The 24,266-nt window shown below is 36.3% G+C and carries 21 protein-coding genes; 4 read left to right on the top strand and 17 right to left on the bottom strand.

Annotation, left to right across the window (positions count from 1 at the left end; all coding sequences use genetic code 11):
- Positions 1-13: 13 nt before the first annotated feature.
- Genes B2145_RS16505 through B2145_RS16465 form a run of 9 tightly spaced genes read right to left on the bottom strand, consistent with a single transcriptional unit; the run spans position 14 to position 9,550 of the window.
- A complete protein-coding gene (locus B2145_RS16505; RefSeq protein ID WP_291104752.1) occupies positions 14-1,321 on the bottom strand; it encodes an FtsW/RodA/SpoVE family cell cycle protein in 1,308 nt (435 codons plus the stop codon).
- Between the two features lie 51 nt (positions 1,322-1,372).
- Entirely contained in the window at positions 1,373-1,753 is a 381-nt protein-coding gene (locus B2145_RS16500) for a four helix bundle protein (protein ID WP_291105055.1), read from the bottom strand.
- Between the two features lie 49 nt (positions 1,754-1,802).
- On the bottom strand, positions 1,803-3,137 hold the full coding sequence (murD, locus tag B2145_RS16495; RefSeq protein ID WP_291104749.1) for a UDP-N-acetylmuramoyl-L-alanine--D-glutamate ligase: 1,335 nt from the start codon (positions 3,135-3,137) through the stop codon (positions 1,803-1,805).
- Positions 3,137-4,366, bottom strand: coding sequence for a phospho-N-acetylmuramoyl-pentapeptide-transferase (gene mraY, locus B2145_RS16490; protein WP_291104746.1), 1,230 nt, complete (start codon positions 4,364-4,366; stop codon positions 3,137-3,139). Before mraY ends, murD begins: the two co-directional genes overlap by 1 nt.
- 11 nt (positions 4,367-4,377) lie before the next feature.
- Positions 4,378-5,841 (bottom strand): UDP-N-acetylmuramoyl-L-alanyl-D-glutamate--2,6-diaminopimelate ligase, encoded by a 1,464-nt coding sequence (locus B2145_RS16485; protein WP_291104743.1) that lies wholly within the window; start codon positions 5,839-5,841, stop codon positions 4,378-4,380.
- Complete coding sequence (locus B2145_RS16480; RefSeq protein ID WP_291104740.1) at positions 5,838-7,844, bottom strand: penicillin-binding protein; 2,007 nt, start codon at positions 7,842-7,844, stop codon at positions 5,838-5,840. The genes B2145_RS16485 and B2145_RS16480 overlap by 4 nt, the downstream gene beginning before the upstream one ends.
- On the bottom strand, positions 7,835-8,182 hold the full coding sequence (locus tag B2145_RS16475; protein ID WP_291104737.1) for an FtsL-like putative cell division protein: 348 nt from the start codon (positions 8,180-8,182) through the stop codon (positions 7,835-7,837). The genes B2145_RS16480 and B2145_RS16475 overlap by 10 nt, the downstream gene beginning before the upstream one ends.
- A gap of 11 nt (positions 8,183-8,193) precedes the next feature.
- A complete protein-coding gene (rsmH, locus tag B2145_RS16470; RefSeq protein WP_291104735.1) occupies positions 8,194-9,102 on the bottom strand; it encodes a 16S rRNA (cytosine(1402)-N(4))-methyltransferase RsmH in 909 nt (302 codons plus the stop codon).
- Positions 9,077-9,550, bottom strand: coding sequence for a division/cell wall cluster transcriptional repressor MraZ (locus B2145_RS16465; RefSeq protein ID WP_291104733.1), 474 nt, complete (start codon positions 9,548-9,550; stop codon positions 9,077-9,079). The genes rsmH and B2145_RS16465 overlap by 26 nt, the downstream gene beginning before the upstream one ends.
- Before the next feature lie 377 nt (positions 9,551-9,927).
- Here B2145_RS16465 and B2145_RS16460 point away from each other — a divergent pair, with 377 nt between their 5' ends.
- Both B2145_RS16460 and yihA read left to right on the top strand, forming a co-directional pair.
- Positions 9,928-10,701, top strand: a complete 774-nt coding sequence (locus B2145_RS16460) for an alpha/beta fold hydrolase (RefSeq protein WP_291104731.1) — start codon at positions 9,928-9,930, stop codon at positions 10,699-10,701.
- A gap of 30 nt (positions 10,702-10,731) precedes the next feature.
- Positions 10,732-11,352 carry a ribosome biogenesis GTP-binding protein YihA/YsxC gene (gene yihA, locus B2145_RS16455; protein WP_291104729.1) on the top strand — a complete coding sequence of 207 codons (621 nt, stop codon included), beginning with the start codon at positions 10,732-10,734 and terminating at the stop codon, positions 11,350-11,352.
- A gap of 71 nt (positions 11,353-11,423) precedes the next feature.
- Here the strand turns inward: yihA and gldC are convergent, their stop codons facing one another.
- Complete coding sequence (gene gldC, locus B2145_RS16450) at positions 11,424-11,759, bottom strand: gliding motility protein GldC (protein ID WP_291104726.1); 336 nt, start codon at positions 11,757-11,759, stop codon at positions 11,424-11,426.
- Positions 11,749-12,717 (bottom strand): gliding motility lipoprotein GldB, encoded by a 969-nt coding sequence (gldB, locus tag B2145_RS16445; protein ID WP_291104723.1) that lies wholly within the window; start codon positions 12,715-12,717, stop codon positions 11,749-11,751. Before gldB ends, gldC begins: the two co-directional genes overlap by 11 nt.
- A 144-nt stretch (positions 12,718-12,861) precedes the next feature.
- Between gldB and nadE the strand changes: the two genes are divergently transcribed.
- Positions 12,862-13,668 (top strand): NAD(+) synthase, encoded by an 807-nt coding sequence (gene nadE, locus B2145_RS16440; RefSeq protein ID WP_291104720.1) that lies wholly within the window; start codon positions 12,862-12,864, stop codon positions 13,666-13,668.
- Positions 13,669-13,744: 76 nt separating this feature from the next.
- Complete coding sequence (locus B2145_RS16435; RefSeq protein ID WP_291104718.1) at positions 13,745-14,374, top strand: response regulator transcription factor; 630 nt, start codon at positions 13,745-13,747, stop codon at positions 14,372-14,374.
- Here the strand turns inward: B2145_RS16435 and dnaG are convergent.
- From dnaG to B2145_RS16405, 6 genes are all read right to left on the bottom strand, one after another.
- The gene (gene dnaG, locus B2145_RS16430; protein ID WP_291104716.1) at positions 14,371-16,347 is read right to left on the bottom strand and encodes a DNA primase; all 1,977 of its coding nucleotides are present in this window, start codon (positions 16,345-16,347) and stop codon (positions 14,371-14,373) included. The two genes, B2145_RS16435 and dnaG, sit on opposite strands and share 4 nt — an antisense overlap.
- 100 nt (positions 16,348-16,447) lie before the next feature.
- A complete protein-coding gene (locus B2145_RS16425) occupies positions 16,448-17,425 on the bottom strand; it encodes a polyprenyl synthetase family protein (RefSeq protein WP_291104714.1) in 978 nt (325 codons plus the stop codon).
- Between the two features lie 442 nt (positions 17,426-17,867).
- A complete protein-coding gene (locus B2145_RS16420; RefSeq protein WP_291104712.1) occupies positions 17,868-20,447 on the bottom strand; it encodes a sodium-translocating pyrophosphatase in 2,580 nt (859 codons plus the stop codon).
- Positions 20,448-20,561: 114 nt separating this feature from the next.
- Positions 20,562-21,092: an inorganic diphosphatase gene (locus B2145_RS16415; protein WP_291104709.1), complete on the bottom strand. Its 531-nt coding sequence runs from the start codon at positions 21,090-21,092 to the stop codon at positions 20,562-20,564.
- Positions 21,093-21,321: 229 nt separating this feature from the next.
- Positions 21,322-23,841, bottom strand: coding sequence for a heavy metal translocating P-type ATPase (locus B2145_RS16410; protein ID WP_291104707.1), 2,520 nt, complete (start codon positions 23,839-23,841; stop codon positions 21,322-21,324).
- Positions 23,842-23,983: 142 nt separating this feature from the next.
- The gene (locus B2145_RS16405) at positions 23,984-24,253 is read right to left on the bottom strand and encodes a heavy-metal-associated domain-containing protein (protein ID WP_291104705.1); all 270 of its coding nucleotides are present in this window, start codon (positions 24,251-24,253) and stop codon (positions 23,984-23,986) included.
- Positions 24,254-24,266: the final 13 nt, after the last annotated feature.

Here is a 24,266-nt window from a genome sequence, read left to right as displayed (position 1 = left end):
TATTTTTAAACTGCTATTTACCAAAAACTGCTTTCATCGGATTAGCTGCTTTGTCTTGTATGGAATAATTTTCTTCTGAATCATTCATTTCCTCCTCTTCATTTTCTTCTTCTAATTGCTTGTCGATTAGTTTTTGCAACGCCGCTTCTCTTCTTTCTTTGTCTTTTATTTCTTCGGCGATTTCTTCGTCTTTTTTGGTCACATTAATGATAATCCCCAAAGCGATACTCGTCATCCAGATAGAACTTCCACCGCTACTTATGAACGGCAAAGTCTGTCCCGTTACCGGCAATAACTCGACCGCAACGGCCATATTGATCATCGCTTGAAAAATCATCGGAAAACCAAGTCCAACGACTAGCAATTTTCCAAATAAAGAATTGGCTTTATGGGCCGCAACGATAAATCTAAAAAACAATAACAGATATAAAAATAAAACTCCTAAGCCGCCTATTAATCCCCATTCTTCAACAATAATAGCATAAATAAAATCGGAAGAAGATTGTGGCAAAAAGTGTTTTTGCACACTTTTTCCAGGTCCAAGTCCGTAAATTCCACCGGATGCAATCGCGATTTTCGCTTTTTCTATTTGGTAATCGTCTTCGCCAGGTTTGTTCGTTCTGAAATTTTCAATTCGACTCGTCCAAGTGTCAACTCTACTAAAAAAATGAGAATCCGGAAAAGCTTTGGCCAATAATACAAATAAAGCCAATGCCGCGATTCCAACCCCAATTATAAATCCTATGTATTTCAGAGGATATTTCCCAACGAAAGCCAACATCAAAACCATTGAAAATATCAACGCTGCCGTGGAAAAATTGGACGGTAAAATGAACATCAACGTGATAAAAACGGGCAACCAAAGTTCTAAAAGCGAAGATTGAAAAGTTGTTTCCTCTTCTCGCTTTTTCGACAAATACCTAGCCACATAAAGCATTAAAACGATAGATGCCAATGTTGAAGTTTGAAAAGTTATCCCAATAAACGGCACCTGAATCCAGCGACTGGCATTCGCTCCGGCAATAACGGTTCCTTTTATCATTGTATAGACCAACAATATCCAAACTATTGGCAATGCAATTTTCGAAATTCCTTTGTAATAATGGAACGGCACTTTATGAACCCAATAAATAATGATAAATCCAATAAAAATATGAGCCAAATGCTTTAGCAAGAAACTGATTGTATTTCCTGTTCCGTGGTTCATATAAGCCAAATTACTACTTGCACTAAAAACAGGCATAAACGAAAACAATGCCAATAAAGCCACGAATGACCATATTACCCTGTCCCCTTTTAGATTGTTTACTAGTTCTTTCATAGATTATTTTAGATTTAAGAGTTTAGATTTTAGATTCTTGATAAGTTATCTTTATGATTTATTTTGTGAATTAATTCTATTATTAACTGTTTTTAAAGCACTAACAAAAATTGCAGTTAATTCATTCCCTTCGTTCCAAATAACCTCCAATTCCTGTTTACTAATCCATTGTTTAGCCATAATTATTTCTATCCAAAACAAAGTTTCATCTGCTTCTTCTAAAACTATATTCATTTTAGAAACAAACTCCCTATCACTTCTTGCCCTACAAACTGCTCTATAATTGGCGCCAACCGATGTTCCACTTTTAACTATTTGATTAGCAACTACTCTAACAGAAATGGAATTTGACAATTTTTCTACCATGTCTACTATCATCAAAGAAAAATTCTTTGTCCTTAATTTTAGCTCATTAGTTGTCGTAAAAGGAATTTATTACTGTTATTTTTTTAATCTAAATTCTAAAATCTGCAATCTAAAATCACAGATTCTTCACTGCATTTTTAAATTGTCTTCCTCTATCTTCGTAGTTTTCGAATAAATCGAAACTCGCACAAGCTGGTGACAATAGTACTGTATCTCCTTTTTCAGTTAAACGTTGGGCCATTTTCACGGCATCTTCCATAGTATTGACTTCGACCATAATATCGACCACGTTTCCGAAAACATCAATAATTTTTTTGTTGTCGACACCCAAACAAATAATGGCTTTCACTTTTTCGCGAACCAAGGACATCAATTCATTGTAATCATTTCCTTTGTCAACTCCACCAACAATCCAAACCGTTGGCGTATTCATGCTGTCCAAAGCAAAAAAAGTGGCGTTTACATTCGTCGCTTTTGAATCGTTAATGTATTGCACATTTTGAATTTTCAACACTTTTTCCAAACGATGTTCCACTCCTTGAAAACTGGACAAACTTTCCCTAATTGTCGCATTTCTAATTTTCATCAATTTTGCCACAGAAGTTGCCGCCATCGCATTTTTCATGTTGTGTTTTCCTTCCAGTGCAATGTATTCCGTCTCCATAATGAATTCTTCCTCGTTGATGATGTTTACTTCCATATTTTTATCTTTTATAAATGCTCCGTTTTCGAAAGTTTTTGTCAGTGAAAAAGGAATTAATTGGGCTTTTGTTTTGTTGTTTTTTAACCATTCAACGATTATTTCGTCATCCGCATCATAAATGAGAAAATCCTCCTCGGTTTGGTTCATTGTTATTCTAAATTTCGAGGCAATATAATTTTCATATTTGTAATCATATCGATCTAAATGATCTGGGCTTATATTCGTAATAATGGCAATGTGCGGTTTGTAATTTATGATTCCGTCAAGCTGAAAACTGCTTAATTCCAACACATAAGAATCATATTTATCCTCTGCAACTTGCCAAGCAAAACTCTTTCCAATGTTGCCTCCCAAACCCACATTCAATCCTGCTGATTTTAGCAAATGATGGGTGAGCATTGTTATCGTTGTCTTTCCGTTGCTTCCCGTGACTCCAATGGTAATCGCCTTTGTAAATGGGGCGGCAAACTCAATTTCTGAAATTACCGGAATTCCTTTTGCAATGAGTTTTTTTACTATTGGTGATTTCTCTGGAATTCCTGGACTTTTCATCACCACGTCGGCAGCCAAAATCAGGTTTTCCGTATGAGTTTCTTCTTCCCAAGCAATTTCATTAATGATAAGAACTTCTTTATAATTTTCTTTTATTTTTCCAAAATCGGACACAAAAACATCATATCCTTTTTTCTTGCCAAGAATTGCGGTTCCTACCCCGCTTTCGCCACCACCTAAAACTACTAATCTCATTATCTTAATTTTAAAGTAACGATTGATAATATGGCGAGCATTATGGCAACAATCCAGAATCGAGTTACAATCTTGCTTTCGTGGTATCCTTTCTTTTGATAATGATGATGCAATGGCGCCATCAAAAATATTCTTCGGCCTTCGCCAAAGCGTTTTTTCGTATATTTAAAATAACCCACTTGCAAAACAACCGATAAATTTTCGACCAAAAATATTCCGCATAATAGAGGAATTAGCAACTCTTTTCGAACGGCAATAGCAAGAACGGCAATGACTCCGCCAATGGTTAAACTTCCCGTATCACCCATAAATACGGTTGCTGGATAAGAATTGTACCAAAGAAATCCTATTAACGATCCCACAAATGCAGCGATAAAAACGGTCATTTCGCCCGAATTTGGGATATACATAATGTTCAAATAATTGGAAAAAATAATATTACCGGAAACGAAGGTAAAAATCCCCAATGCCAGGACTGAAATTGCCGAAGTTCCTGCGGCTAATCCATCGATTCCGTCCGTAAGATTGGCACCATTGGAAACAGCCGTAATGATGAAAATTACAACTGGAATAAAAATTAACCAAGCCCAATTTTCATAGCCTTCGCCAGTCCAAGCCAAAACTTTGGCATAATCAAATTCATTGTTTTTAAAGAAAGGAATTGTAGTTGCCGTCGATTTTTCCTCAACCGGTGATTGAGAAATCATATTTTCTGTTGAAACCCTATAAACATCGCTATTCCCGGCCGATGTTCTCACGGTTACCCCAGGATGGAAATATAGAACTGATCCTACAATCAAACCCAAGCCTACTTGCCCAAAAACCTTGAATATCCCTTTTAAACCTTGTTTGTCTTTTTTGAAAATTTTGATGTAATCGTCAATAAAACCAATGGTTCCCATCCATAAAGTGGTGACGATTAATAATACGATGTAAATATTCTGCAATTTGGCAAACAGCATAACAGGAATCAAAGTGGCAAAAATGATAATCAATCCACCCATTGTTGGAGTTCCCGCTTTTTCATTTTGACCTGCCAATCCTAGTTCACGAACCGTTTCTCCTATCTGTTGTTTACGCAAAAAAGTAACGACTCTTTTCCCGTAAATTGTGGATAAAAGAAGGGAAAATATAAATGCCAATGCCGATCTGAAAGTAATGTATTGAAAAACTCCTGTTCCGGGAATGTTCAAAACTTTGTTGAAATATTCAAATAAATAATACAGCATATATTTGTCGTTTATTTGTTGAGTTGTTCTAAAATTTCTTTTACTATTTTCATATCATCAAAATCGTGGCGAACGCCTTGAATTTCTTGATATGTTTCGTGTCCTTTTCCTGCAATTAGAATAATATCATTGGGCTGGGCGAGTTGGCAAGCAGTTTTTATGGCTTGTTTTCTGTCGGTTATCGACAATGATTTTTTATAATTTTGAGGTGCAATACCTTGTTCCATTTCTTGGATAATCGTTTCAGGATCCTCATTTCTTGGATTGTCCGATGTTAGGACAACTTTATCGCTTAATTCAGCGGCAATGCTTGCCATAATCGGGCGTTTTGCTTTATCTCTGTTGCCTCCACAACCTACAACGGTTATCAATTGTTCGTTTTTGGTGCGAATATCATTAATTGTTTTTAGCACGTTTTCCAATGCATCCGGCGTGTGGGCATAATCAACAATCACCGTAATATTCGAATTGGAAACAATAAACTGAAAACGTCCTGAAACACTTTCCAAATCGGATAATAACCAGAGAACTTCCATGCTTTCCATTCCCAATTGAACCGCGGTTCCATAAATTGCCAATAAATTATAGGCATTAAAAGTCCCAATAAGTTTTACCCAAACTTCATTTCCGTTTATTTTCAACAATAATCCCGACAATTGATTCTCGAGGATTTGCGCTTTATAATCGGCATAGGATTTTAAGGCATACGTAAGTTTTTTGGCTGCCGTATTTTGCAACATCACCTGTCCATTTTTATCATCTATATTCGATAATGCAAAAGCAGTTTTGGGCAAATTGTCGAAAAACGATTTTTTCACGTCACGATATTCTGCGAAAGAAGTATGATAATCTAAATGGTCATGCGATAAATTGGTAAAAACACCTCCTGTAAAATGTAGTGCTTCGGTACGTTTTTGATGAATTCCGTGTGAACTCACTTCCATAAAACAGTATTCAACGCCGTCATCACACATTTCTTTCAGATAATGATTTATCGTAATCGAATCTGGAGTAGTGTGTGTGGCTTTGTATTCTTTCTCGTCAACAAGGATTTTTACCGTGGATAAAAGTCCTACTTTGAAACCCGCTTTTTTGAACAATTGGTACAATAAAGAAGCAATTGTCGTTTTGCCGTTTGTCCCCGTAATGCCAACTAGTTTTAAGTTTTGCGAAGGATTTCCAAAATAATTGGCAGCCATATAAGCCAAAGCTTTATTAGTGTCTTTTACTTGAATATAGGTTATTCCCTTTGTGGTGATTTCAGGAAACGTGTCGCAAACAATTGCAATTGCACCAAGATTAATTGCTTTTTCTATATAATCATGCCCATTTGAAACAGTACCGCGAATGGCCACAAAAACATCGTTTGCCCCAATATTCCTGGAATCAAAATCCATTTTGTTGATAGCAATATCTGTCGAACCTTTTACGGCTTCAATAGCAACTTTGTACATTATTTCTTTTAAAATAATCATGACAATTCTAAGGTAATAATTGTGTTTTTAGATAAATTTTCTCCTGGCTGTATGGATTGTTTTTTTACTTTTCCAATGCCAATTATTTTTACTTTTACTCCAAGATTTCCAAATAGAGCAACAGCATCCATTCCTGACATCCCTTTTACATCGGGAACAATTGAAATTTGCTGCTTTTGTGATTTCACGAAATAAGCATCGTAATCATTTTCCTGTTTTTGTATTTTTTTGTTTATATTTTTAATCTCGTTTGTCGACGGTGTATCGGTAAAAATCTTTTGTGCAATTTTCTTAAAAACTGGCCCTGCCACATCGGCACCATAATAATTATTGTGTACCGTACTCGGCTTATGCACCACAACTATACAGGAATATTTTGGATTCTCGGCAGGAAAATAACCAACAAATGATGAAGCATAATATTTTTCTGCTCCTCCATCTTTAGCATAATTTACTGCTGCCGTTCCTGTTTTTCCTGCCATCGAAAAATCTTTGGAATACAATTTTGAAGCCGTTCCTTTTTTGACCACATTCAATAGAACTGCTTTCAACTTCAAGATAGTTTCATGTGAACATATTTTCGGATTTATAACTTCTTTGTCGAATTTTTTGATAGTTCTATTCCACTCTTTTATTTCTGAAACAAATTGCGGCTTTACCATTTCTCCGTTATTGGCAACCGCATTGTAAAAGGTCAATGTTTGCAAGGGAGTAATGGAAACTCCATAACCAAAAGCCATCCACGGAAGCGAAAGATTAGACCAGTTTTTATCACTTGGCTGAGGAACATAAGGGATTCCTTCTCCCTTGATTGAAAGTCCCAAACATTTATTCAATCCATAACTATTAATGTGATTGACGAATTGTGAAGGATTGTTTTTGTAATTATTGTAAACCGCTTGCACCATCACCGTGTTTGAGGATAACTCAAATCCACGAGCCAAAGATATTTTTCCGTAACCTCCCCTATGGGAATCTCTTACCGATTTTCCGGAATAAGTAATAATTCCGCCATAAGTATCAAAAACAGCACTTGTGTCAATTTTTTTATCTTCGAGTAAGCTCATCAAATCAACAAGTTTGTAAGTCGAACCCGGTTCGTGCGCTTCGGCAACTGCATAATTTGTGGTTTCATAATAAGAGCCATCTTCTGCTTTCCCTAAATTTGAAATCGCTTTTATTTGTCCTGTATTAGTTTCCATAACCACCACACAACCGTGATCGGCTTGATAATCTTCTAATTGTTTTAATAAGGCATGGTGGGCGATATCTTGAATAAAAACATCAATTGTAGATACCACGTCATAACCATCTTGGGGGTCAACTTCATTAACATCACGAATGGGTTTCCATTGCCCTTTTGAAATTTTTTGCTTTAAAATTTTGCCGTCTTTCCCGTTGAGATATTTCCTGTAAGCCCATTCAATTCCTTTTCCATTAGAGCTCCCGTCTGAATTTCTTCTTTCATAACCAATGGTGCGCTCTGCAATTTTTCCAATTGGGCGTTTCCTTACCGTCTCTTGTTCTACAATAATTCCTCCTTTGTAAGTACCTAAATTGAACAGGGGGAAATCTTTTATTTTCACATATTCAGTATAACTCAAGTCACGAGCCACCAAATAATACCTATTTTTATTTACTCTGGCTTTTCGAAATTCATTTTCGAAAAAATTAGCTGATTTTCCCAAAAGCACAGCCAGCGAATCAGACAATGGTTTTACACTTTTTTCGAATGCCTCGGATTTTGGGGCAACAGCATCAAACCGTATTTCATAATTAGGAATTGAGGTTGCCAACAGACTTCCGTCGGCAGAATAAATATTTCCTTTATTGGCAGGAATAATAAAATTTTTAACAGTTCTTTCTTTGGCTAATTTTCTATAATAATCCCCTTCGACCCACTGAATATTTGTCAATTTCACAGCAATGGCAATTGCCATCAAAAAGACGGCGAAAGCTACCAGATAAATTCTGTAGGATATATGTTTATCTTCTACTGCCATATTTTGTTTAAAAAACTTTTTTCTTCTGTTTTTTTGACTTCTATTTTAATGGGAGGGATTGTTGATGGAAAAATTTGTCTTTCTACCATTTTCTCAGAAACAGTCGATTCCATTTTTAGTTTCATTAATTCCGAACGTCTATCAACAAATTCCGAACGCAATTCTTTCACCTGATTTGTCAATTCTGCAATTTTAAATACTTTTTGTTCAAATCGTTGGGTATTGGCAATCATGATAATAGCCAGAATAATTAGAAAAACGATGAAACGCCAATTTTTTATGGCATCATCATCAATAAGAAACCGCGCTTTCAATATGCCGTAAACTCCGTTTTTCATTTTTTTCTGAGTTATATCTTTTCAGCAATCCTCAATTTTGCGCTTCGCGCCCTATTGTTTATCTTTATTTCGGCACTATCCGGCACAATCAGTTTCCCTATGGTTTTAAATGGAACTGAAAAATTGCCGAAAAAATCACGTTCAGGTTCCCCTTCGAACATTCCGTTTTTGAAAAATCTTTTCACCAATCGGTCTTCTAATGAATGATAGGAAATCACACTTAACCTTCCGCCTGGATTTAATATTTCCAATGATTGTTCCAGAAATTCTTTCAGAACATCCATTTCCTGATTGACTTCAATTCGAATGGCCTGATACATTTGAGCCAATATTTTATGGCTTTTATGTGCCGGCAAAAAACGACTTAGAACCGTTTTTAATTGCTCGGTGTTTTTGATGGGTTCTATTTCTCTGGCTTCAATAATCGTCCTTGCAATGGCTGGCGCATTTTTCAATTCTCCATAATCCAAGAACACTCTTCTCAGGTTGGATTCATCATATTCATTGACCACTCTGTAAGCGTTCAAATCATTTTTCTGACTCATTCGCATATCTAATTCGGCATCAAAACGGGTGGAAAAACCTCTTTCGGCAACATCAAATTGATGGGATGAAACTCCTAAATCGGCCAAAATTCCATCAACACTTTTCACACCATAAAAACGCAAAAAACGTTTAATAAACCTGAAATTTTCATTTATAAGAACAAATCTTTCATCTGGCAAAGCATTAGCAATAGCATCTTCATCTTGGTCAAAAGCAAACAGCTTTCCATTTGGCCCTAGCCTACTTAAAATTCCTTTGGAATGTCCACCACCTCCAAAAGTTACATCAACATAAACACCATCGGGCTTTATGTTTAAACCATCTACTGATGCCTGAAGCAAAACCGGATTATGATATTCCATTGTCGTCGTCATTTATATTTCCCATTACTTCCTCGGCTAAATCCGCAAAATCCACATCTTCTCCATTTATCGATTTTTCGTATAAATCTTTATCCCAAATCTCAACAATATTAATTGCAGAAGAAAACACGACATCTTTTGAAATAGCGGCAAAAACCACTAAATCTTTCGGTACCAATAATCGCCCTAAAGCATCGATTTCAACTACTTTTACCCCTGCGGTAAACCGACGGATAAAATCATTGTTTTTCTTTACAAATCTGTTGAGCTTATTGATTTTTCGCATCATCAAATTCCATTCTTCCATTGGGTACAATTCTAAGCAAGACTGAAAAACAGAACGCTTCAAAACAAAACCGTTTTGAAGGGACGAAGCCAATTGCTTTTTTAAAGGCGCAGGCAACAGCAACCTTCCTTTGGCATCGACTTTACATTCATATGTTCCGACAATTGTACTCAAGAAAAAAGTTTTAAATGATGTAGAGCAAAAATATGAAAATTATCGCCACAATTTACCACTATATCCCACTTTGTTGATAAGTTTTACCACTTTCAAAGAAGAATCCTTAGTTTATGGACAACCAGAACGTTAGCTGTTTTTTAACTCCTTGTTAAGAACCATTGAATTGCAGAAAAGATTCGAATATTTAAAGTGGAGAAACTTTAGTTTTCAGACCCCATTTAAAAGAAATAAAAATGAAAACACATAGAACGACAACTCTACTTATTCAGACTTTAAAAAAAAAAGAAATTATATCCTTAAAAATTGTTTCCAATAATTCTTTTTTGTCTATTAAATCCTATATTTGTGAAAATTGAAAATTTGCGATAAAACGTATGGAAAAATACTATAAGAAAGAAGGCAGATACAGCTATTTTGAAGCTGGAGAAGGAACTCCAATTGTTGTTTTACATGGTTTAATGGGGGGGTTAAGCAATTTTGATGCTGTTGCCAGTTATTTTTCTGAAAAGGGATACAAAATAGTCATACCAGATCTACCGATATATTCCCAAAACATTTTGAAAACCAATGTAAAAAGTTTTGCAAAGTATGTTAAGGATTTTATCACTTTCAAAGGATTTGACAGAGTTATTTTGTTGGGAAATTCACTTGGAGGACATATTGCATTGTATCACACCAAAATGTATCCCGAAAAGGTAGCAGGACTTGTAATCACCGGAAGTTCTGGACTTTATGAAAGTGCCATGGGCGATAGTTACCCTAAAAGAGGCGACTACGAATACATCAAGAAAAAAGCCGAGGCTGTCTTTTACGACCCAAAAATGGCCACTAAGGAACTTGTTGACGAGGTTTACGCATCAGTAAACGACAGAATAAAATTGATAAAAACATTGACCATTGCCAAAAGTGCCATTAGACATAATATGGCAAAAGACTTGCCGAAAATGCATGTTCAAACCTGCATTATTTGGGGAAAAAATGATAATGTTACCCCTCCGGATGTGGCAGAAGAATTTCATAAATTATTACCAAATTCAACTTTGTATTGGATTGACAAATGTGGCCATGCAGCCATGATGGAACATCCAGACGAGTTTAATCGCTTGCTGGAAGAATGGTTGACAAAAACCCATTTGAACGCTCACTAAGCCATATATAAGAATTTCATAAAACATCAAATGAAAATTAATACCGCCGAATTTATTATCAGCAACTCTGATGTTGACAAATGTCCGAAAGACTTTTTGCCGGAATATGCTTTTATAGGCAGGTCAAATGTCGGGAAGTCCTCGCTGATCAATATGCTGACCAACCACAAGAATTTGGCAAAAACCTCAGGAAGGCCGGGAAAAACGCAATTGATAAATCATTTCAAGATCAACAACAATTGGTTCCTTGTCGATTTACCAGGTTATGGTTATGCGAAAGTATCGAAGAAAACCAAATCAGTTTTCCAGCAATTTATTACCGATTATTTTGAAAAAAGAGAACAACTGGTTTGCGCCTTTGTCCTGATTGACATTCGCCATGAAGCACAAACAATAGATATCGATTTTATGTCCTATATGGGCGAAAGTGAAATTCCTTTTTGTATTATTTTTACCAAAGCTGACAAGATTAGCAAAGTAAAAGTTGATTCCCATATTGCGGCTTACAAAAAGAAAATGTTTGCCAACAACTGGGCCGAAATGCCTCATTATTTTGTGACATCGGCGACGGAATCCACGGGAAAAGAAGAGTTGCTAAATTACATAGACGAAGTAAACGAAGAAGTTTTTAAGAATAATTCCGGCTTTTAAAACTTATTTATTCCAAAACGATAAAATCCCAAAATTGAAATTTCAGTTTTGGGATTTTTTATAAAATTAATCTACAATTTCAACTCCAGTTTTTCGGCAAAATAATCGCAAAAATCTTTCATCGTTGCGGCCATTTTTTCGTCGCTGGTAGCGCGTTCGAAAGTTTCTGTCATTGACAATAAGGTTTGATGAAAGAAAATCTTCATTTCATCAACCGGCATATCTTTTGTCCATAATTCAATACATTTTGTGGCTTTATCATTACTGTCCCAAACGGAAAGCATAAAGGCTTTTGCTTCTTCCGCATATACTCCTCCTTCAACCGCAGACCATACTAATTTTTCGGGAATTCGATTTTCATCTAATTGGATTTGAATTTTAATTTCTGAAGTGTTGTTATTCGTCATTTTTTTTGGGTTTATATTTAGATTTTTCAAATATTTCTTTAGCATTCATTTTTAACATATCTTGGAGCGGCACTTCATTGTTTTTCATATAGGAACGCACCATTTGCCAGCCTATCCAAGCTCCCACCCTTCCTGGGGATTCATTATCAATTTCAAGATAAAACTTAGAAAATGGCGCTGGATTAATGAATCGGTTATTCAATTTTTGATCATCGCTATACAACATCTCTCTTTCTAGAAAATAGCGCCACATATAGCTTTCGTTTTCTTGGCACCATTTAATTTGTTCGGGGGTGTATCCCATTTTATCGGCATCAGTATAATCAGGCAAAAGAAGGTCTTTTAGATATAATTGTTTGCCAAAATATATCATTTGACTCAATAAATTTTTATCTGTGACGGGTGCTATTTTTTTTATCGAAAAACTTGAAACCACATCCGGCATAATCTGTTTTTCCTCGAAATTTTGTTTCAAATATTTTGGAAATTGATAAAACTTATGTTCTTTGCCTAAATACAACTCAAGTGAAATAATCACTAAACTATCGGCATAAATTACTTTATTGTTATAATCCATTTCAGAGATTACGGTGATGATTTTTGGTGTTTTGGTTTCGGGAAAATAATATTTTATATGTTTAAAAAGAGTTTCCAATTCTTTATGAACAGGTTCGAAATTCGAATACTTTTTTTGAACTTCGGTATACAATTCTCGCCAAAGTGGATCTTTCATTTTATTTAACCAAACATTGTCATTATTTTGTGGCAGAAAAAAAAATGGGAATTCTTCTTTTAGTTTGCCCAAATCCTTTGGTGGAGTTTCAAAAAATAGTTTGTCAAAACGTTCTACTTTGAGTTCAACCGGAATTTCTTCGACCGCTTTTTCGACTTTTGATTGTTTGTTACAGGAAATCAAAGCGATTGTTGCCGTAATTATTAAAAATATTCTTCTTGTCATTTGTTTTTGTTTAGCCCTAATCGAAGAAACATTCTTTTTTTATTTTTTTTCAAAAAAAGATATTGCGCAGAGTAGGAAATAGCTCCAAAAAAATTATTATTTTTGCAAATATACAATTCCTACTTTTTAAAAAACCAAACTATTATGCCTAAAAAAAGCACCATTCAAGTTGAAAAAGTAAATACTCATATTGTAAATTGGTTAAAATCGTATGCTGAAAACGCAAAAGTTAATGGTTTTGTTGTGGGGATTTCCGGCGGAGTCGATTCGGCAGTCACTTCAACATTGTGTGCACAAACCGGTTTACCTACTTTATGTGTCGAAATGCCTATTCATCAGGCTCCAAGTCACGTAAGTCGGGGTCGGGAACATATTGAACAATTAAAAAAACGTTTTTCTAACGTGACGAATGTTGAGACTGATTTGACTTCGGTTTTTGAAACATTTAAAAAAGAAGTGCCAAATGATGCTGATCCCGAAAAAATCCATTTGTCTTTAGCCAATACCCGTGCACGTTTACGAATGACAACTTTATACTATTTTGCCGGAATTCGTGGATTGTTAGTTGCCGGGACAGGGAATAAAGTAGAAGATTTTGGCGTTGGTTTTTACACTAAATATGGAGATGGGGGCGTGGATTTAAGCCCGATAGCTGATTTAATGAAATCGGAAGTCTATGTTTTGGGTAAATTTTTAAAAATTCCCGTTTCAGTTTTAGAGGCTTCCCCTACGGATGGATTGTTTGGAGACGAAAGAACAGACGAAGATCAGTTAGGCGCCAATTATGACGAGCTGGAATGGGCTATGCTTGAAGATGAAAAAGGAAAAATTCCGTCAGATTTCTCGGGAAGAGAAAAAACTATTTTCGAAATTTATAAGAGATTAAACACCATTAATCAACATAAAATGAAAGAAATACCGGTTTGTTTCATTTCAAATGAATTAAAGTAGTATTTTTCTAGTAATTTACATATTTTATTTACTAACTTTACATTTCGATGAGTACAAATTCTAAAAATTAAATATCATGATAAAAGTATGTTTAGCAGATAATTCTCCCGTTGTGCATTTTGGAGTAAAATCTTACTTTAAAGACCACGACGATATTTCGATTGTTGCCAACGTTGGGAATCTTATGATGGTAAGGGACATACTTCTTACCAAGGAGATTGATGTTTTAATCTTAGACCTAGAATTGGAAGGTCTTTCCAGTATTTTTGAAGTTAAATCTATTTTGAAAAATTTTCCAAAAACTAAAATCATTATATTTAGCGACCTTTCAGAACAAATTTATGCTCCAAATGCCATAAAGGCGGGTGTTTCTGGATTTATTTCCAAAAAAGAAAAACTGGAAACCCTGGGCCAGGCAATAGTAAAAGTACATCAAGGAAAGATAATCCTAAATGAGACCGTCAAGAAAAACCTTGCCTTGATCGCAAAACAAAACAAGAGCGAGCGTTTGTACAGAAAGCTTTCCAATCGCGAAGTGGAAGTTTTGCGCTATTTAAGTGATGGGAAAAAGAACAACGAGATCTCTAAAATCCTTGGCCTTAATGAAAAAACCATTAGTACCTACAAATTAAGATTGTTGCAAAAACTGAACGTTACCAATTTGGTGGATTTGGTAAACAAAGCCAAAACTTTGGAAATAGTTTAATTATAACGGGACATTACTCTTCCTAGTTTTTTTGAAAAAGAATTGATTAGTTTGTAGTAATCCATTGCCATAGACAAAGGCTCAATGTTATCAGAATCAGGCTCTGATGATATTGAGCCTTTTATTTCTTCTATGATTTTATCCACTAAATACCATCGTAAAGTAAGAATGGTTTCGGATACATATTGACTTATGGTGTCATTTTTGGTCTTTGGAAAAATACTTTGACCTTCCCAATTATGAAGGACAACTCTCTCGTCTTCCATCAAGATATCCGTCACTTCTTGAGCAAATTCGGGCTGCAAATGCATTAAATATTGTTCAATGCTAAAGTTTTCGTTTTGATGGTAATAGTTTATCAAATTATTAAATATATCCCGGAATAATGGATTTGCCAATTCCACTTCATCTTCCTGTAAACTCAAAAAGATTCTTTGATATACTTTATATTCCTTCTTTTCAATTATATTTTCAATTTCTCCCTCTTCATTCGTTTTCAATAGCACATCTTCAAATTCCTCCGTTTTGTTTCCATACAACAAAAGAATTTCTATAATTTTTCGTTCCAAACCATACAGAATATCGATTTTTTCGACCTGAACCTGGGTTTCATTTTTTACAACTTCAAAGGCTTTTTGCTCTTGTTTTTGTTTTTTTCCAATTTCGGAAATGTCTTTTTTGACCAATTGTGCCAAGGTACTTATGAGCACCTGTTCTGAAATATCCATAATTCGGGAACATTCCTGAATGTAGATTTCCCTTTGTATTCTGTCCGGAATCTTAGAAATACTCACCACCATATCCCGAATTAAATCGGCTTTTTTAATCGGATCATTTTTTGCGTCATCCATCAACAATGATGCTTTGAACTGGATGAAATCTTTGGAATTGTTTTCAAGATACAAAACCAACTCTTCATAGGGAGTTTTCTTGGCAAAACTATCCGGGTCTTCACCATCAGGAAAAGCACACACTTTTACGTTCATTCCTTCCTCGAGAATCAAATCAATTCCACGAATTGAGGCTCGAAGCCCAGCGGCATCGCTATCAAAAAGAACGGTTATGTTTTTTGTCAATCTATTGATTAAACGTATTTGGTCAGGCGTGAGCGCCGTTCCGGACGAAGCCACCACGTTTTCTATTCCGGCTTGATTGAACTGGACAACATCAGTATAACCTTCTACTAAATAACAATTATTCTGTTTGGCAATGGCCTGTTTGGCTTGAAAAATTCCGTATAAGACTTTGCTTTTATGGTAGATATCACTTTCGGGTGAATTAAGGTACTTTGCCGCTTTTTTATCGTTGGTTAAAATTCTTCCGCCAAAACCCAAAACCCTTCCGGACATACTTTGTATCGGAAACATCACACGCCCTTTGAAACGGTCAAAAGGCCTGTCATCCTTGGGGATTGTTAAACCCGTGCTTTCCAGGAATTCTAGTTTATATCCTTTCCCCAGGGCTTCTTTGGTGAAAGAGTCCCAAGTTTCAGGCGAATATCCAAGAGAAAATTTCTTTATGGTTTCATTGGTAAAACCTCTTTCTTTGAAATAAGAATAACCAATGGCTTTCCCTTCTTCAGAATGTAAAAGTGTGTTGTGAAAATAATCTTTTGCAAATTCCGAAACCAGATACATACTTTCCCGAACATCAGTATTGGCTTTTTCTTCGTCAGTTTGTTCCGTTTCTTCGATTTCGATATTGTATTTTTTTGCCAAATATCGAATGGCTTCCGGATACGTAAAATGGGAGTGTTCCATCAAGAAAGCCACGGCATTCCCGCCTTTTCCAGAGCTAAAATCTTTCCAGATTTGTTTTACCGGAGAAACCATAAATGAGGGGGAACGCTCATCTGAAAACGGACTTAAACCCTTAAAATTACTTCCGGCGCGTTTGAGTTGTACAAAATCGCCAATAACCTCCTCAACTCGAGCAGTTTCGAAAACAGTGTCTATGGTGGCTTTTGAAATCAATTTATTTTAGGTTGAAAGTTGCAAAGTTGCAAAGATTTTTTGGATTGTATGGTAATTCCAAAAAATCATTTTCAATTTCTCGGATTTCCACATTTTCAAATTACTTTTTTCTTTCGATGACATAATTTACCATCAAAATTAAGGCATCTTTGAACTCAGATTTGGGGTAATTGTCCAAAAGCAAAAGAGCTTCCTGCTGAAACTGCGCCATCTTTTGCTCGGCATAAAGCAAACCATTATTGTCTTTCACGAAGGCAATGACTTCTTTCACTCTTTTTTTGTCTTTGTTGTGGTTTTTTATGGAATTGATAATCCAGGATTTTTCTTTAGAAGTGCAATTATTCAAAACGTGAATAAGCGGCAAGGTCATTTTTTGTTCCTTGATATCGATCCCTGTGGGCTTACCAATGGCATCATCACTATAATCGAATAAATCATCCTTGATTTGGAAAGCCATCCCAATGAGTTCGCCGAATTTTCGCATATTTTCAACCTGGGATTCATCTTCAATAACCGATTTAGCTCCTAATGCACAACAAGCCGCGATTAAAGTAGCAGTTTTTTTTCGGATAATTTCATAGTAAACAGCCTCGGTAATATCGAGTCTTCGGGCTTTTTCTATTTGCAATAATTCACCTTCGCTCATTTCACGAACAGCCACTGAAATAATTCGCAACAAATCAAAATCGCCATTGTCTATAGAAAGCAACAATCCTTTTGACAGTAAATAATCCCCGACAAGAACAGCAATTTTATTCTTCCAAAGCGCATTGATGGAGAAAAAACCTCGCCTCCTGTTGCTGTCATCAACCACGTCATCATGGACTAAAGTAGCCGTATGAATCAGCTCAATAACCGATGCTCCACGATAGGTTCTTTCGTTTATAATTCCTGTTGAAACCATTTTTGCAGTCAGAAAAACAAACATAGGGCGCATTTGTTTCCCCTTTCGATTAACGATATAATAGGTAATTCTGTTTAACAAAGCCACTTGCGAAGTCATCGATTCGTAGAACTTTTTTTCGAAAAGTTCCATTTCGTGAAAAATGGGCTGTTTTATTTTAGAAGTGATATTCATTTAGGAATCAAATATACTATTTTCGAATATAAAAACCTTATCAATTATCAGGAAGTATAAATATTTCCGTAATTGTTTTTTAATTTAAAAAAACGAATCACACATTTAACCTTTTATTTATTTCTCTATCAAAAGAACAAGCCCCTAAATTTTTTATTATGGAAAACTGAATTTTATTTCAGGAGCTTGTGCAGCTCTCTTCCTTCTTTATTGGTTGCATTTCCAATAAAAGAATCCAAGGCACAACTGCTATTTCAAGTCAGATTGTATTTATCCATTAATATGTCGACTCCAAACAAAGCGATTTACAAAATAAAATCAAACCAAAACAGTGGAAAAAAAATAAATCGGAACAGAATTAATTCTGTTCCGATTCAACTATTTTTGGAATATTCATCCTGCCAACCTTTTTTAGGACAACTTATGTATTAACTAAAACATACTATTTCAAGGCGTCAACTTTAGCTTTTACTTCTTCAAGTGAACCTTCAAAAAATTGAGTGTTTTCTTTTCCGTTTTCAGAAGTTGTTACAGTCGCTTTTGCTTTTCCGTCAGCGTTGATGATTTCAACCTTAACATTTTTTTCATCTGTCATTTTTTTAGCACAACACGCTTTTACGCCTGCTCCTGCCATAAACTTTCCGTTTGCGTCATAATGTGACAAACACATTTCTTTTTGCTCTGGAGTACATTTAAGACTGTCGCACATTGCAGCACATTCGTCTTTTGTCATAGTTGCACATTTAGATAAATCACAATTACCCATTAGCATTGCATCTTTACCCATCATTGGGCATTTCGATTGCATCATTTCAATCCCAACTAATTTGTTGCTTTCAGAAGCACTTCCGTTTCCTAAAATTGGAGCAATTACCAATCCAATCAAACAAGTTAATTTAATCAAGATGTTCATTGAAGGTCCAGAAGTATCTTTGAAAGGATCTCCAACAGTATCTCCGGTTACAGCTGCTTTGTGCGCATCAGAACCTTTGTATGTCATTTCTCCGTTAATCAAAACTCCTGCTTCGAAAGATTTTTTTGCATTATCCCAAGCACCACCGGCATTGTTTTGGAAAATAGCCCAAAGAACACCAGAAACGGTAACTCCTGCCATATATCCGCCCAACATTTCGGCAATTAATTGGTTGTTGTCTCCGTAAACTAATTTACCTAAAAGTACAATTGCAATTGGAAAACCAATGGTCAAAATTCCTGGCAACATCATTTCGCGCAAAGCGGCTTTTGTAGAAATATCAACACATTTTGCATATTCCGGTTTTCCGGTTCCTTCCAAAATTCCTGGAATTTCCTTGAACTGACGACGCACTTCATACACCATATCCATTGCGGCTTTTCCAACAGAGTTCATTGCCAATGCAGAGAAAACTACCGGTATCATTCCACCAACGAATAACATCGCCAAAACCGGCGCTTTAAAAATATTGATTCCGTCGATTCCCGTGAAAGTCACATAAGCGGCAAACAAAGCCAAAGAGGTCAATGCAGCCGAAGCGATTGCAAAACCTTTTCCTGTTGCTGCAGTTGTGTTACCAACTGAATCCAAAATATCTGTACGAGTTCTAACTTCTTTTGGCAGTTCGCTCATTTCGGCGATTCCACCTGCGTTGTCAGATATTGGTCCAAAAGCATCAATTGCTAATTGCATAGCCGTTGTAGCCATCATCGCAGAGGCAGCAAGTGCCACTCCGTAGAAACCTGCAAAAGCATACGATGTCCAAATCGCGGCAGCAAATAATAATACTGTTGGAAAAGTAGAAATCATTCCCGTTGCCAAACCAGCAATTACGTTAGTTCCTGCACCTGTTGACGATTTTTGTACTATTGCCATAACTGGTTTTGTACCTAAACCTGTATAATATTCAGTTACCGATGAAATAACTGCTCCAACTACCAATCCTACGATTGTGGCATAGAAAACTCTCATTGAAGAAATTTCTTGTAAGCCTTCGCCAAAGAAATTCATTTTCATTGTTGCAGGCAACATATATTGAACCAAGAAGAAACAAGCAATTGCCGTTAATCCGATAGAAACCCAGTTTCCAATGTTTAACGCTTTTTGAACTTGTTTTTCTTTTGCATCAGCATCAGTAATTTTAACTAACATTGTTCCGATGATAGAGAATAAAATTCCAAAACCAGCAATTGCCATTGGCAATAAAATTGGCCCTATTCCACCGAAAGCATCTTGAATGTTTCCACCCATATCTTTAATTACATAGTTCCCTAGAACCATTGCGGCGAGAACTGTTGCTACGTAAGAACCGAATAAATCGGCACCCATTCCTGCAACGTCACCCACGTTATCTCCAACATTATCTGCAATTGTAGCAGGATTTCTTGGATCATCTTCTGGAATTCCAGCTTCCACTTTACCCACTAAATCTGCTCCAACATCGGCAGCTTTTGTATAAATCCCACCACCAACACGTGCAAACAAAGCAATAGATTCAGCTCCAAGAGAGAAACCGGCCAATGTTTCCAACACGATTGTCATGTCTTCGGTAGAAGTCCAAACACCATGCATAAAAACATTGAAAAATATAATAAAGAAAGAGGTCAAACCCAATACGGCCAAACCTGCAACGCCTAATCCCATTACAGTTCCACCACCAAAAGATACTTTTAGTGCTTGTGGCAAACTTGTACGGGCGGCTTGTGTTGTTCTAACGTTAGTTTTTGTTGCTATTTTCATTCCCATATTTCCAGCCAAAGCCGAGAAAAATGCGCCAAAAACAAAAGCAACTACAATTAATAAATGAGTTGATGTTCCTGGCAAAAAGGTAATTCCAGCTAAAACGATGCTTGCAAGAACCACAAATATTGCCAACAATCTATATTCTGCTTTAAGAAAAGCCAATGCACCTTCGTAAATGTATTCTGAAATCTCTTTCATTTTGCCGTCTCCGGCATCCTGTTTCAGAACCCAGGCTCTTTTGTAAGCCATAAATGCCAGTCCTATCAATGCCATAACTATTGGCACATAAATCATTATTGTATTCATAAATTTAATTTTCGTTATAAATTTTATCGGTTGCAAATGTAACAAACCATAACAAATAAAAAAAAAACAATCTTGTTCTCTAAATATTGTTTTCTCTTTTTATGTTTGTAAAAACTATTTAATACTAAATAACCCTTCAGGTCTATTCTCAATTTGCTCAAAACGATGGGTACATTCAGTAATAATTGCATGTGCTTCACTTAGGTCTCCCCAACCTCCTACATCTACAACTTTATTTTCAAGATCTTTATAAACTAGGAAGAAATGTTCTATCTCTTTTAACAAATGCGGATTAATATCGGAAAGATTATTTAATGAATTCCAAATCGGATCAGAAACAGGCACACAGATTATTTTTTCATCTGGCCCTTTATCATCCGCCATGTGAAAAACTCCAATAGGTTTTACCTCAATCACACAACCTGGGAAAGTTGGCTCATTTATCAAAACCAATACATCTAACGGGTCTCCATCTAAGGCCAATGTTTCAGGTATAAAACCGTAATCAGCAGGGTACATCATGGAAGAAAACAACATCCTGTCGAAACGCATTCTTTTTATTTCAAAGTCATACTCATATTTATTCCTGCTCCCCCTTGGAATTTCGATTAATACATCGAAAGATTTTAATTTAACTGCTGTCATCTCTATTTTTTTCTGAATTTAACACTGCAAAAATAAGCAACAATCCGTTATTACAATACGAAATCTTTATTATCTCTGCAATAAATCATAAAAAATCAGGTCAAAGGCATCAAAATTATTTTAAGCTTTTTTTACACGAATTGCACAAATTTACACTTTATGAAATAGCGATATTGTGACAAATGATTATAGCCCTGTATTCGATTATCGGATTCAGGTTATAGAATACTTAAACTTTAAAATTCCTCAATCGCAACGAATTCATTATCACCGAAACTGAACTAAAACTCATTGCAGCCGCCGCAATCATTGGTGACAATAATATTCCAAAAACGGGATATAAAACTCCTGCAGCAACCGAAATCCCAAATACATTGTAGATAAAGGCGAAAAATAAGTTCTGTTTGATGTTTCGCATCACGGCGTGACTCAAATTTTTAGCTTTTACAATACCTTGTAAATCGCCTTTTACCAAGGTAATTTTGGCACTTTCAATCGCCACGTCCGTTCCCGTTCCCATTGCAATTCCTATGTCGGCTTGCGCCAAAGCCGGCGCGTCGTTGATTCCATCACCTGCCATTGCCACGATTTTCCCTTCGGCTTGCAGGCGTTTGATTTCCTTGAGTTTGTCTTCCGGCAAACAATTGGCGATAAAACCCGATAAATGCAATTCATCAGCGACCGCTTTTGCCGTATTTTCGTTATCACCCGTAATCATAATCACCTCAACGCCTTGACGCATCAGCTCTTTTATTGCTGCCGCGCTTGTTGCCTTTATTGCGTCGGAGATGGACACAAAACCAACGGCAATTCCGTCAACGGCAATATAGGAAACCGTTTTTCCCAGTTTTTGTTCGGCGATAATTTTGTTTTCCAAATCCTCGGAAACACTTGCTTCCACTCGCTCCATTAGTTTCTTGTTTCCCAAAGCCACTTTTTTATTGGCTACCGTTCCAATGACTCCTTTTCCTGAAATTGCTTCAAAATCTTTCACTTCTACCAATGAAACATTTTTTGATTTGGCATATTTCACGACGGCTTCCGCCAAAGGATGTTCGCTGTATTGATTCAATGAAGCGATATTTTGCAATACACTTTCATCCTCATTATTGGAAGAATAAACTTTTTCGACAGACGGTTTTCCTTCAGTAATGGTTCCCGTTTTATCGGTTATTAGGACATTTACCTTGTTCATATTTTCCAAAGCTTCGGCGTTTTTTATCAAAACTCCCGATTGTGCACCTTTGCCCACACCCACCATTACCGACATTGGCGTTGCCAATCCCAAAGCACAGGGACAGGCAATAATCAAGACTGCAATCGAATTGATGAATCCGTAAACAACGGCTGGTTCAGGACCATATATATCCCAAACCAAAAAAGTTATCATTGAAATTATAACTACTGTAGGCACAAAATATTTGGCAATACTGTCGGCTAATCTTTGAATTGGCGCTCTGGAACGACTGGCATCATTGACCATTTGCACGATTTGCGAAAGCAGGGTTTCCGAACCCACTTTTTCGGCAATCATCACGAATGATTTGTTGCCGTTGATGGTTCCCGCAACGACGGAATCTCCAATTATTTTATCAACGGGAATGGGTTCTCCCGAAATCATCGATTCGTCAACTGTACTTTCACCATCGGTTATTTTTCCGTCAACCGGGATTTTTTCGCCGGGTTTCACACGTAACAAGTCGCCTTTCTTGATGTCGTGAATGGAAATTACTTTGTCCTTTCCGTCAATGACCAAAGTGGCCACGGTTGGTGCCAATTTCAATAGTTCTTTAATGGCCGCATTCGTTTGTCCGTGGGCTTTGGCTTCCATTAATTGTCCCAACAAAACCAAGGTTAATATGACCGCCGTAGCTTCAAAATAGAGCGATACGGCACCGTGATGCTTGAATTCTTCAGGGAAATAATCAGGAAACAACAATCCGCCAATACTGAACAAAAAGGCGATTCCGGTGCCAATTCCTATCAGCGTAAACATATTGAGATTCCAACTGATGATGGATTTCCAAGCGCGTTCAAAAAACATCCAACCGGCATAAAAAACTACGGGAAGCGTCAAGATAAATTGCACCCAATTCCATTTTTGGGTTTCCAATACTTGCAATAACGGATTATTGGGAAGCATTTCCATCATCGAAATAATGAAAACAGGCAATGAAAAAGCAATGGCAATTTTCATCTTTCGCAATAAATCAGTGTAAGTTGTGTTTTCGTCTATTTCTACTGGCTCCATTGGAACCAAATCCATTCCGCAAATGGGACAATTTCCGGGTTCGTCCTGAACAACTTCAGGATGCATCGGGCAAGTATAGGCTGTTTTACTGATATTTAAATCGGGTGCTTTAACCAAATCCATTCCGCAAACGGGACAATCACCCGCTTTGTCGTAGACTTTTTCTCCCTCGCAAAACATAGGACAATAATATTTTCCCGAAGCACTGATTGGCAAAGAGACCACATTCATTTCGCTTGGCGGTGGCGTGCTGTAAAGGGATTTTCCTTTAGAAGTATCGTCTGAGGCAGCATCGCTTTCACTGATAATGTAGTTTCCTGCTGCGTATAATGCTTTTTGAAATTTAAAAATAGGAACGTGTTTTTCCGTTGTGATGGTCGCTATTGGCGGATCTAAAGAAACCGTGGCTTCCACTCCATCAATAGCGTTCAGGGCTTTTTCGACTTTGGTACGGCATCCGTTACAGGACATTCCGGTGATAGTATAGGTCTGTATCATTTATAATAGTCTTAATTTTTTATTTTGGTAAATTTATCATATAATTTTAATGTTTGAAGCAAATACTACTCCCTAAAAATAGTAAGGGGGCAATGTATTTGTTTCAAACATTAAGTAAAATCGAAGTAGAGGTTATTGTTTGCTACATTTTGTGACCACCACAACATGATTTTGATTTTGGACTTTCAGACGTTTTTATATTAGGATTGCCAACTGTTATGGTGTAATCACCAACAGTTTTCAAAACTTCTTGTAATTCTGTTATTGGAACATGTTTTTCCATTGTAATTGTGGCCACTGGGGGTTGAAGAGTAACTGTAGCTTCAATTCCATTAATAGCGTTCAATGCGTTTTCAACATTTGAACGACAACCACCACAGGTCATACCTGTAATATTATATGTATGTATCATTTTTTAATTTATT

Origin of the sequence: Flavobacterium sp. UBA5153 (genome assembly GCA_002413745.1) — a bacterium.
In the GTDB taxonomy this organism is placed as follows: Bacteria; Bacteroidota; Bacteroidia; order Flavobacteriales; family Flavobacteriaceae; genus Flavobacterium.
Note: the sequence above shows the minus strand (reverse complement) of the source record. Positions and strands in the feature narration are given on the sequence as shown.

Excerpts from the sequence above, each read along its gene's own strand:
- B2145_RS16505 (WP_291104752.1), bottom strand. The coding sequence starts at position 1,321 with ATGAAAGAACTAGTAAACAATCTAAAAGGGGACAGGGTAATATGGTCA.
- murD (WP_291104749.1), bottom strand. The coding sequence starts at position 3,137 with ATGAGATTAGTAGTTTTAGGTGGTGGCGAAAGCGGGGTAGGAACCGCA.
- mraY (WP_291104746.1), bottom strand. The coding sequence starts at position 4,366 with ATGCTGTATTATTTATTTGAATATTTCAACAAAGTTTTGAACATTCCC.
- B2145_RS16485 (WP_291104743.1), bottom strand. The coding sequence starts at position 5,841 with ATGATTATTTTAAAAGAAATAATGTACAAAGTTGCTATTGAAGCCGTA.
- B2145_RS16480 (WP_291104740.1), bottom strand. The coding sequence starts at position 7,844 with ATGGCAGTAGAAGATAAACATATATCCTACAGAATTTATCTGGTAGCT.
- B2145_RS16475 (WP_291104737.1), bottom strand. The coding sequence starts at position 8,182 with ATGAAAAACGGAGTTTACGGCATATTGAAAGCGCGGTTTCTTATTGAT.
- rsmH (WP_291104735.1), bottom strand. The coding sequence starts at position 9,102 with ATGACGACGACAATGGAATATCATAATCCGGTTTTGCTTCAGGCATCA.
- B2145_RS16460 (WP_291104731.1), top strand. The coding sequence starts at position 9,928 with ATGGAAAAATACTATAAGAAAGAAGGCAGATACAGCTATTTTGAAGCT.
- yihA (WP_291104729.1), top strand. The coding sequence starts at position 10,732 with ATGAAAATTAATACCGCCGAATTTATTATCAGCAACTCTGATGTTGAC.
- gldC (WP_291104726.1), bottom strand. The coding sequence starts at position 11,759 with ATGACGAATAACAACACTTCAGAAATTAAAATTCAAATCCAATTAGAT.
- gldB (WP_291104723.1), bottom strand. The coding sequence starts at position 12,717 with ATGACAAGAAGAATATTTTTAATAATTACGGCAACAATCGCTTTGATT.
- nadE (WP_291104720.1), top strand. The coding sequence starts at position 12,862 with ATGCCTAAAAAAAGCACCATTCAAGTTGAAAAAGTAAATACTCATATT.
- B2145_RS16435 (WP_291104718.1), top strand. The coding sequence starts at position 13,745 with ATGATAAAAGTATGTTTAGCAGATAATTCTCCCGTTGTGCATTTTGGA.
- B2145_RS16425 (WP_291104714.1), bottom strand. The coding sequence starts at position 17,425 with ATGAATATCACTTCTAAAATAAAACAGCCCATTTTTCACGAAATGGAA.
- B2145_RS16420 (WP_291104712.1), bottom strand. The coding sequence starts at position 20,447 with ATGAATACAATAATGATTTATGTGCCAATAGTTATGGCATTGATAGGA.
- B2145_RS16415 (WP_291104709.1), bottom strand. The coding sequence starts at position 21,092 with ATGACAGCAGTTAAATTAAAATCTTTCGATGTATTAATCGAAATTCCA.
- B2145_RS16410 (WP_291104707.1), bottom strand. The coding sequence starts at position 23,841 with ATGATACAGACCTATACTATCACCGGAATGTCCTGTAACGGATGCCGT.
- B2145_RS16405 (WP_291104705.1), bottom strand. The coding sequence starts at position 24,253 with ATGATACATACATATAATATTACAGGTATGACCTGTGGTGGTTGTCGT.